The following is a 9,232-nucleotide window of genomic DNA, read 5'->3' on the forward strand; positions in this document are numbered from 1 at the left end:
ATTCTCTAATAAACATAACATATTCTAAAATCACTATTGGCAAAGGCGGTACTTGTACTTGGAATGGAAAAATGGGAAATGGAGATTTACAAACTATAAATATAAAGGAGTATGATAGTATTCTTCAAAAGATAAATTTTAATGGCAATTCAGCTATTGCGTATATGAGTTTTAAAGATACGGTTGGAGGCACAAAAGTAACTTGGAAAGCAAAAGGAAAAATGGGTTTTCTTTTCAAGGTGATTACCTTTTTTAATGGTGGAGCGGTGAAACTATTCGGGACAATGTTTGAAAAAAGTTTGGTAAATCTAGACAAAAAATTAGATTATGAAATAAACACCTATTCCATAAAAGTAAACAGTGTACTAAACATAGCGGAAAGATTTTACTTAGCACAAACATTTACCAGTGAAATTTCAAAGGTTGGTAAAAATTCGGATGCCGTTTTTTCAAAAATTATCATTTTTTGCAAAAAAAACAATATTGCAATAAATGGCAAACCGTTTGTCATTTATCATACTTATGATAGCATTAAACAGCTGACAAAACTATCGTTTTGTATTCCCATCAAAGACACTATTTTCATAAATGAGGGAAGTGATCTTTCTTCTAGAAAAACGGAACCTTATCTTGCTGTAAAAACTATATTGACTGGCCATTATTCTCATAAAAATAAGGCTTTAAACAAAACAATGGAATATATTAATGCAAATTATCTTAGTTCAAATCCTGTATTTTCGCATATTGAAATTTACACAATTGGTAAAAACGAAAATGAAAGTCCGTCGAAATGGGTGACCGAAATTTATGTTCCAGTAAATCCAAAAGCCGTTTATAAAAAATCCTTAACTGTAGAGTCAAAAAAGGAGGAAATTACTCCTAGTATAAAAATTGAAAAAGAAATTCCATCTGAATTTTAAATTTTTATATTTTGATTAAACCTATTGGATAAATTTCATTCTAAACTGATAAATTATAACTTTGCAAGAAGAAACGGAATTCATTCAAGAATTATTAAACCCAAAAACGCAAAATAAGGCGTTTGAAAGGCTCTTGAAAGAATATCAGAAACCTCTTTACAATCATATTCGAAATATAGTTTTAAACCATGATGATACGGATGATGTCTTGCAAAATACTTTTTTAAAAGTGTTTCAATACTTGAAAAATTTCAAGGGAGAAAGTAAAATTTTTTCTTGGATGTATCGAATTGCCACCAACGAAGCCTTGACTTTCTTGAAACAAAAAGCAAAAAAAAATGGAATTTCATCGGAAACTTTGCAAAACAAAACTATCGATAATTTAAAAGCCGACACCTTTTTTGACGGAGATGAAATTCAGATAAAATTGCAAAAAGCAATCATTTTATTACCAGAAAAACAACAATTAGTTTTCAAAATGAAATATTTTGAAGAACTGAAATACGAAGAAATATCAAAAATTCTTGGAACTTCAGTGGGAGCTTTAAAAGCATCATATCATCATGCTGTAAAAAAAATAGAAGCCTTTGTATCTACAAATTAAACCATTAGCATCGAATTAAGTCTAATTTATATTATGAAAACATTTAAAATAGAAAACGAACCAAAAATTGAATCCGGTTTTATAACCCCGGAAAATTATTTTGACGAATTTTCTTCAAGGGTAATGCAACAATTCCCAAAAGAAGAGCCAAAGGTAATTTCACTTTTTTCGAGAAGAAAAAACTGGGTTTATGCTGCGGTAGCAATACTAGTTTTAGCTTTGACAATACCGGTTTATAACAATTTTTATATTACTTTATCCGAAATTGACGAAACAACATTAGAAAATTACATCTCTTATCATTCTACAATTTCAGATGCTGATTTAGTTAACCTTCTTGACGTAAATGACATTCAAAAAATGAGTGTTGACATTAATATTCAAGATCAATCTATTGAATATGAACTTTCTAACAATAAAAATTTAGAAGAATATTTATCAAATTAAAATACAAATGAAAACAAAAAAACTACTCTTAATTATTGCCATAATTATTTCAATTCAATCTTTTGCACAACCTCGTTTTGGAGAAAAAAGAGAGCAAATAAAAGCACTCAAAGTTGGTTTTATTACCAATGAATTATCATTAAAATCTGATGAGGCAGCCAAGTTTTGGCCTATTTATAACGCTTTTGACGATAGACAGAGTGAAATAAGGGGCCATAAAATTAGATCATTTATGAATAGAATGAATGGCCATTTATTAGACAAAATGAGTGAAAAAGAAGCGTCTGCCCTTCTCGTACAAATGGAAAGCAACGAAGACGAATTGTATTTAAATCGGAAAAAATTTATCTCTAGCCTTAAAGAAATACTTCCTCCAATAAAAATCATAAAATTAAAAAAGGCTGAAGACGATTTTAATAGAAAATTGCTTCAACAATATCGAGATAAAGGCTCAAAAAGATAATTTGTAGCTATTACTAAAATAATTCAAACCAAGAAGTAGCTTTTGTTCTTTCCTAGTTTTTTATTTAAAATTTATTCGAATCATTTTATTCATACCCGCGGCAATAGCAGTATTACTATTTAAAAATCGAATTGTATAAAGACTCGTGTCCGCTGATATTTGTTTCCAATAATCACCACCGTCTGAAGAATAATAAATACCCGAGGCGCCAACACTAACCAAAGATTTACCTTTACCACCAGGATTATATTGCACACAAGAAGCATAACCAAAGCCTTGATTATCTGCGATTAATGCCCAAGTTTTCCCACCATTGGACGTTACTGCTTTATTTCCGAAATTTTGATTGGGAATTTCATAATCTCCACCAGCTATAAATCCGTTTTTAGAATCATAAAAATCAGCGGTAAAAATACCCGTCATTGATTTTCCTTGAACAATTGGAGTACTAAATACTTCCCAATTTTTTCCTTTATCGGGCGAATAAAAAACGTTTGCTTTTTTCCCTCCAGTTACAAGCCAAGTATTATTTCCTTTAATCACGATATTGGTATTGCTGGCTGCAAAAGCGGCTTCGCCTTCAACTATTTTTGGCAATTTGTCTGAAAGGACTTTTTGCCAAGAATTACCGCCATCACGAGTTATAATTATTGAAAGACAGTCATTTATTGGATCACCAAAGGCAATTCCTTCATTATCATCCCAGAATTGCATACTGTCATAAAACACTTTTGCATCATTTTCTTGATAGATTAATTGAGTAGTTACTCCGTCTTTTGAAATTTTGTATAACAAAGCAGGATTTCCCACTGATAGAATAAAAATATTTTTGGAAGTTTTAGCAATACTTCTAAACTCTAATTTTAGGCTGTCTTTTATAATTTTATTCTCAAATTTTTTATTTTTTTCTAGATCATAAAACCCGAATTTTCCACTATTTCCAGCAAACCAAATTTTATTTTCATCAAAAAGTATTGCTCTAATACCTATTTTATCTTGAAAAAGAGTATCCACTTTTGCAGTATTAAAATTAACTTTATTTTCAGTTTTAAAAATATAACCAATTGTTTTACAGGACATTAATATACATGAAATCAATGCAATTAAAAAAATATTTTTCATAAAGTCTCTATTTTATAAAGCAAAATTACAATTAATTAAACTGATAATGATTGCCCAAAATATTTATTGGCACAGTAATTGGATATTCACAAAACATTAATCTTAATATCAATAATCATGAAAACTCAACTACTAATTTTGACCCTATTGGCTTCTGCTTTCGCTTCACAAATTCAAGCTCAAGATAGAACAACAATAAATGCAAAGAATTTCGAAATCAGTGATAATCTTGATTTAAGAGCTGTCGCTTCAATTTTTGGAGATTCAAAAAATCTTCAAGATTTTGAAAGGAAATTAAACGACCCTAAACTTCAAATTTCGAATTTAGATTTGAACAATGATGACCAAGTTGATTATTTAAGAGTTATTGAATCTGTTGAAAGTAGAACTCACGTTATCATTATACAATCTGTTCTTGACCGCGATCTATACCAAGACGTGGCCACGATTGAAGTAGAAAAAGACAGATATAACAAGGTTCACATACAAGTCGTAGGAGATGTGTATATGTATGGTCAAAATTACATTTATGAGCCAGTTTATTATAATACACCGCTTATATATGCTTCTTTTTGGCTTTCAAGTTACCGTCCTTACTGTTCCTCTTGGTATTGGAACTATTATCCAAGTTATTATTACGCATGGAATCCATTCCCTGTTTTTAGATACAGGTATAATATCTATAATAGTCTAAATTCTTATAACCAATACAATTATGTAAATTATAGAAGAAGCAGTCATGCGGTGACTATGTATAGCTCAAGACGATCTAATGCATATGAGAGACAGCATCCAGATTATTCTTTTTCCAGAAGAAATTCAGAAGTTAACAATCGTTATGAATTGGATCAAACACGAAACACCAGAAACCTTGGTTATTCTCAAAACAGAAATAATTCTTCAAGAGTTTCAAATTCATCAAAAGCTGATTCACAAAGAATTTATGCTCAAAATAGATTAGAAACTCCAAGAGTAAATGCTCCACAAAGAACGGAATCGCAAAGAGATTATTCTCAAAACAGATCCGAAACTCCAAAAGTAAATGCTTCGCAAAGGAAAGAATCACCAAGAGTTTCAACCCCACAAAAATCGGAATCTAGAGTAGACAATTCCCAATCAAGAAATTCAAATTCAGGGAATAAATCTACTTCAAAAAATAATAATAAAAGATCCTAAACAATTTTATTTCATAAATACAAAACACGGTTTACAAGACCGTGTTTTTTTTATTTTTTAATAAAAACCTATGATATTTATAAAATGAGTAAATTTGTCAAGTTTTTATATAAAGATAGATGAGCATTTCGCATAAAGACTTACACAGTAAGTTAACATTAGGTGGTTTATTAGTTTCATTAGGGATAATTTATGGTGACATTGGAACCTCTCCATTATATGTAATGAAAGCCATAATTGGTGACTTAGTAATAAATGCGGATATAGTTTTAGGTGGCATTTCTTGTGTTTTTTGGACACTTACGCTACAAACTACAATAAAATATGTACTGATTACTTTAAGTGCTGATAACCATGGTGAAGGTGGGATTTTTGCACTATATGCCTTGGTAAAAAAAACAAAAATAAAATGGTTGATCGTTCCTGCTGTCATTGGTGGTAGCGCCCTGCTTGCTGATGGTATTATTACACCTCCCATTTCTGTGTCATCTGCTGTTGAAGGAATTAAAATATTTTATCCAGAAATAAATACTATCCCTATCGTAATTGGAATCTTATTTATGTTGTTTGCTATACAGCAATTTGGTTCTAAATTAGTGGGTCGTTTTTTTGCTCCCATGATGCTTTTATGGTTTGGAATGTTAGGTGTTTTAGGCTTAATTCAAATTACAAAATATCCTGAAGTCTTAAAAGCTTTTAATCCTTATTATGCTTATCATTTATTGTCTATTCATCCCGAAGGATTTTATGTGCTTGGCTTTGTTTTTTTATGTACAACAGGTGCCGAAGCTTTGTACTCGGATATGGGACATTGCGGACGAAAAAACATCAGAATTAGTTGGATTTTTGTAAAAACTACATTAATATTGAATTACTTTGGACAAGCAGCCTACTTAATTCATCATGAAGGTAAAACATTACTAAGTTTAGGGGGCTCAAACGGAAATCCATTTTATTTAATAATGGCCGACTGGTTTCAACCAATAGGAATTGTCATTGCAACTCTTGCCGCCGTGATTGCTTCACAAGCGTTAATAAGTGGTTCATTTACCCTGATAAATGAAGCTATGCGTCTAAATTTTTGGCCAAAAGTTAAAATAAAATACCCTTCTGAATTAAAAGGACAATTGTATATTCCATCAATAAATTGGCTGTTATTTTTAGGATGTGTCGGAGTCGTGTTGCATTTCGAAAAATCAAGTAATATGGAACATGCCTATGGGCTGGCCATTATATTATGTATGATTATGACAACAATATTGCTTAATTATTATATGATAATGAAAAGAGTGAAATTGTATTTTATGGTGCCATTAATTACAATATATTTAACTATCGAATTTGGCTTCCTTATTGCCAATATAACGAAATTTGCAGAAGGCGGTTATGTAACATTAATTATCGCTCTTATCCTCATTTCCATAATGACAATCTGGTATTTTGCAAAAAAAATAAACAAGAGCTATACCAAAATTGTGAAAATTGAAGATTACAAAAAAGTATTAAATGAATTAAGCAACGATTTATCGATTCCAAAATATGCAACTCATTTAATTTATATGACTAATGCCAGTAGAATTGATGAAATTGAAGAAAAAGTAATGTATTCAATTTTACAAAAAAGACCTAAACGAGCTGATTTGTATTGGTTTGTACACGTAAATATTTTAAATGTACCCTATAAAACGGAGTATAAAGTAACTGAAATTAGTAACGACAACTTGTTCAGGGTCGATTTTAATTTAGGATTTAGAGAACCTACTAAGATTAACTTAATGTTTAAAGAAGTTATCAAGGATATGGTAAAAAAAGGAGAAGTTGATATAACAAGTAGATATGAATCCTTAAATAAGAATAACATTATTGGTGATTTTAAATTTGTTTTATCCGAAAAATATCTTTCACATGATAGTGATTTAACAATTTTCGAAAAGATAATTATGAACTCTTATTTCTTAATTAAAAAATTGAGTTTATCCGAAGAAAGTGCTTTTGGCTTAGACAGTAGTTCTGTAAAAGTAGAAAAATTCCCAATGGTTCTGCATGCACCGGAAAATATTGGATTAACACGAATTCAATAAGTACAGGTCTAAAATAAACATATAAAAAACACTGTATTCAACAGTGTTTTTTTATGCTAAAAATTTAAAATAAACTTTCAATCATTTAATAGTACCTTTGCACCTCAATTATTTAAAATGAGATTACACAGAAATTTAGTTTACACCACAATAGATTCATTGAATGCCATTTTCAATGAAGGAGAATATGCCGACAAAGTAGTAGCAAGAGCATTAAAAAAAGACAAACGTTGGGGAAGCTCAGACAGAAAATTTGTCGCCGAAACCATCTACGAAGTGGTTCGATGGAAAAGATTATATGCAGAAATCGCCGAAGTAAAAGAACCTTTTGACAGAGATAATCTTTGGAGAATGTTCTCGGTTTGGGCGGTTTTAAGAGGTTATCCTATTCCGGATTGGCGCCAACTAGAGGGAACTCCTGAACGAAAAATAAAAGGACGTTTTGACGAACTTTCGAAAACCAGAGCTTTAAAAGAATCTATTCCGGATTGGATGGATGAATTAGGTGTCAAAGAATTAGGCGAGAAAATTTGGGCTACTGAAATTGCAGCTCAAAACCAACCAGCAAAAGTTATTCTTAGAGTAAACACTTTAAAAACTACCAAAGAACAATTAAGAGCCATTCTAATGGACTTGAACATTGAAACCGATTACTTAATAGACCAACCCGATGCTTTGGTTTTGAAAGAAAGAGCCAACGTTTTTATGACAGATGCTTTTAAACAAGGATTTTTTGAAGTTCAAGATGCTAATTCACAACTCGTGGCTGCTTTTCTTGACGTAAAACCTGGAATGCGCGTAGTGGATACTTGTGCCGGTGCCGGAGGAAAAACCTTGCATATTGCCGCCTTGATGGAAAACAAAGGACAATTAATAGCAATGGATTTGTATGAAAGCAAACTGAAGCAATTAAAATTGCGTGCCAAAAGAGACGGTGCTTTTAACATAGAATATCGAATTATCGACACGACAAAAGTCATCAAAAAACTGCACGAAAAAGCAGACAGAGTTTTGATTGACGCCCCTTGCAGCGGATTAGGAGTGCTCAAAAGAAATCCGGATGCCAAGTGGAAATTAAAACCCGAATTCATCGACAATATTCGTAAAGTACAAGCTGAAGTATTGGAAAATTATTCAAAAATAGTAAAACCAGGCGGGAAATTAGTCTATGCAACTTGTTCTATCTTACCTTCCGAAAATCAAGAGCAGATTCAAAAATTCCTTACAACAGATATTGGCAAACAATTTGATTTCATAAAAGATCGTAAAATTTTAGCCTCTGAGTCAGGATTTGATGGATTTTATATGGCATTATTAGAAAGAAAAAACGAAACAATTTAATATTATGAAAAAAGTTTACTCCCTTTTATCCTTGCTATTTTTTGTGACATTCAGTTTTGCACAAGCTCCTGCCGGATATTATAATTCTGCAACAGGAACTGGCTATACACTAAAAACACAATTATACAATATTATCAAGAACAATACTAATTCAAGTACAACTTCAAATTATGGAGGTTTATGGACATTATACACTCAAAGTGCTTTTAGAGATAATTTTTATGAAAATGACGGATCATTACTAGATGTATATTCTGAAAAACCAACAGCAGTCGATAGTTATTCATACACAACCACGACACAACAATGTGGCAACTATTCATCGGAAGGAGATTGTTATAATAGGGAACATACCGTTCCACAGTCTGTTTGGAGCTCGAATTACCCTATGTATTCCGATGCACATTTTGTCTTACCTTCTGATGGATATGTAAATGGCAAGAGAAGTAACTATCCTTATGGTAAAGTAAATGTTGCCACTTGGACTTCAACAAATGGTTCCAAACTAGGAAACAACACCAATTCTGGGTACTCTACTGGATATACTGGGACTGTTTTTGAACCTATTGATGAATTTAAGGGAGATATTGCAAGATGTTTACTTTATTTCGCAACCCGTTATGAGGACCAAGTTACATCATGGCCTTATGATATGTTCAATGGTACATCAACCCAGGTTTTTACAAACACTTTTTTAAATATATTGTTAACCTGGAATAATTTGGATCCTGTAAGTCCATACGAAATTGCAAAAAACAATGCAGTTTATGCTTTTCAAGGAAATAGAAACCCCTTTATTGACCATCCGGAATGGGTTTCTCAAATTTGGGGACCGGCTTTAACCACCTCAACTTTCGATAAATTTGCCAACATTTCAATCTATCCAAATCCAACAAACAGTCATAAAATAAAAATACAAACTGACATTGTCTTGGATGAAATTGATTTAATCAACATCAATGGACAGTTAATTCAAGTTGTCAAAAAACCTATTTTAGAAAACCAAAGTTATACTTTGGATAATTTACCGCAAGGGTTTTACTTATTGAAAATGACATCTGATAATCAATCAACAACC

At 31.4% G+C, this 9,232-nt stretch carries 9 protein-coding genes; 8 read left to right on the forward strand and 1 reads right to left on the reverse strand.

Annotation, left to right across the window (positions count from 1 at the left end):
* From AABM59_RS04910 to AABM59_RS04925, 4 genes are all read left to right on the forward strand, one after another.
* Positions 1-920, forward strand: a 920-nt coding sequence (locus AABM59_RS04910) for a transcriptional regulator (protein WP_338407862.1), incomplete at its 5' end; no start/stop codon positions are given.
* A gap of 61 nt (positions 921-981) precedes the next feature.
* On the forward strand, positions 982-1,524 hold the full coding sequence (locus AABM59_RS04915; protein ID WP_338407863.1) for a sigma-70 family RNA polymerase sigma factor: 543 nt from the start codon (positions 982-984) through the stop codon (positions 1,522-1,524).
* Between the two features lie 33 nt (positions 1,525-1,557).
* Positions 1,558-1,971, forward strand: a complete 414-nt coding sequence (locus tag AABM59_RS04920; RefSeq protein WP_338407864.1) for a hypothetical protein — start codon at positions 1,558-1,560, stop codon at positions 1,969-1,971.
* Positions 1,972-1,978: 7 nt separating this feature from the next.
* Complete coding sequence (locus AABM59_RS04925; RefSeq protein WP_338407865.1) at positions 1,979-2,434, forward strand: sensor of ECF-type sigma factor; 456 nt, start codon at positions 1,979-1,981, stop codon at positions 2,432-2,434.
* Positions 2,435-2,494: 60 nt separating this feature from the next.
* Here AABM59_RS04925 and AABM59_RS04930 read toward each other — a convergent pair whose 3' ends face one another.
* A complete protein-coding gene (locus AABM59_RS04930; RefSeq protein WP_338407866.1) occupies positions 2,495-3,556 on the reverse strand; it encodes an oxidoreductase in 1,062 nt (353 codons plus the stop codon).
* A gap of 117 nt (positions 3,557-3,673) precedes the next feature.
* Here AABM59_RS04930 and AABM59_RS04935 point away from each other — a divergent pair, with 117 nt between their 5' ends.
* The 4 genes from AABM59_RS04935 to AABM59_RS04950 form a co-directional block, all read left to right on the forward strand.
* Positions 3,674-4,732 carry a hypothetical protein gene (locus AABM59_RS04935; RefSeq protein WP_338407867.1) on the forward strand — a complete coding sequence of 353 codons (1,059 nt, stop codon included), beginning with the start codon at positions 3,674-3,676 and terminating at the stop codon, positions 4,730-4,732.
* A 119-nt stretch (positions 4,733-4,851) separates the two neighbouring features.
* Entirely contained in the window at positions 4,852-6,813 is a 1,962-nt protein-coding gene (locus AABM59_RS04940) for a KUP/HAK/KT family potassium transporter (protein ID WP_338407868.1), read from the forward strand.
* Positions 6,814-6,930: 117 nt separating this feature from the next.
* Positions 6,931-8,154, forward strand: a complete 1,224-nt coding sequence (locus AABM59_RS04945) for a methyltransferase domain-containing protein (RefSeq protein WP_338407869.1) — start codon at positions 6,931-6,933, stop codon at positions 8,152-8,154.
* A gap of 4 nt (positions 8,155-8,158) precedes the next feature.
* On the forward strand, positions 8,159-9,232 hold a 1,074-nt coding region (locus AABM59_RS04950; RefSeq protein WP_338407870.1), incomplete at its 3' end, for an endonuclease.

Source organism: uncultured Flavobacterium sp., assembly GCF_963925185.1.
Taxonomy (GTDB): Bacteria; Bacteroidota; Bacteroidia; order Flavobacteriales; family Flavobacteriaceae; genus Flavobacterium.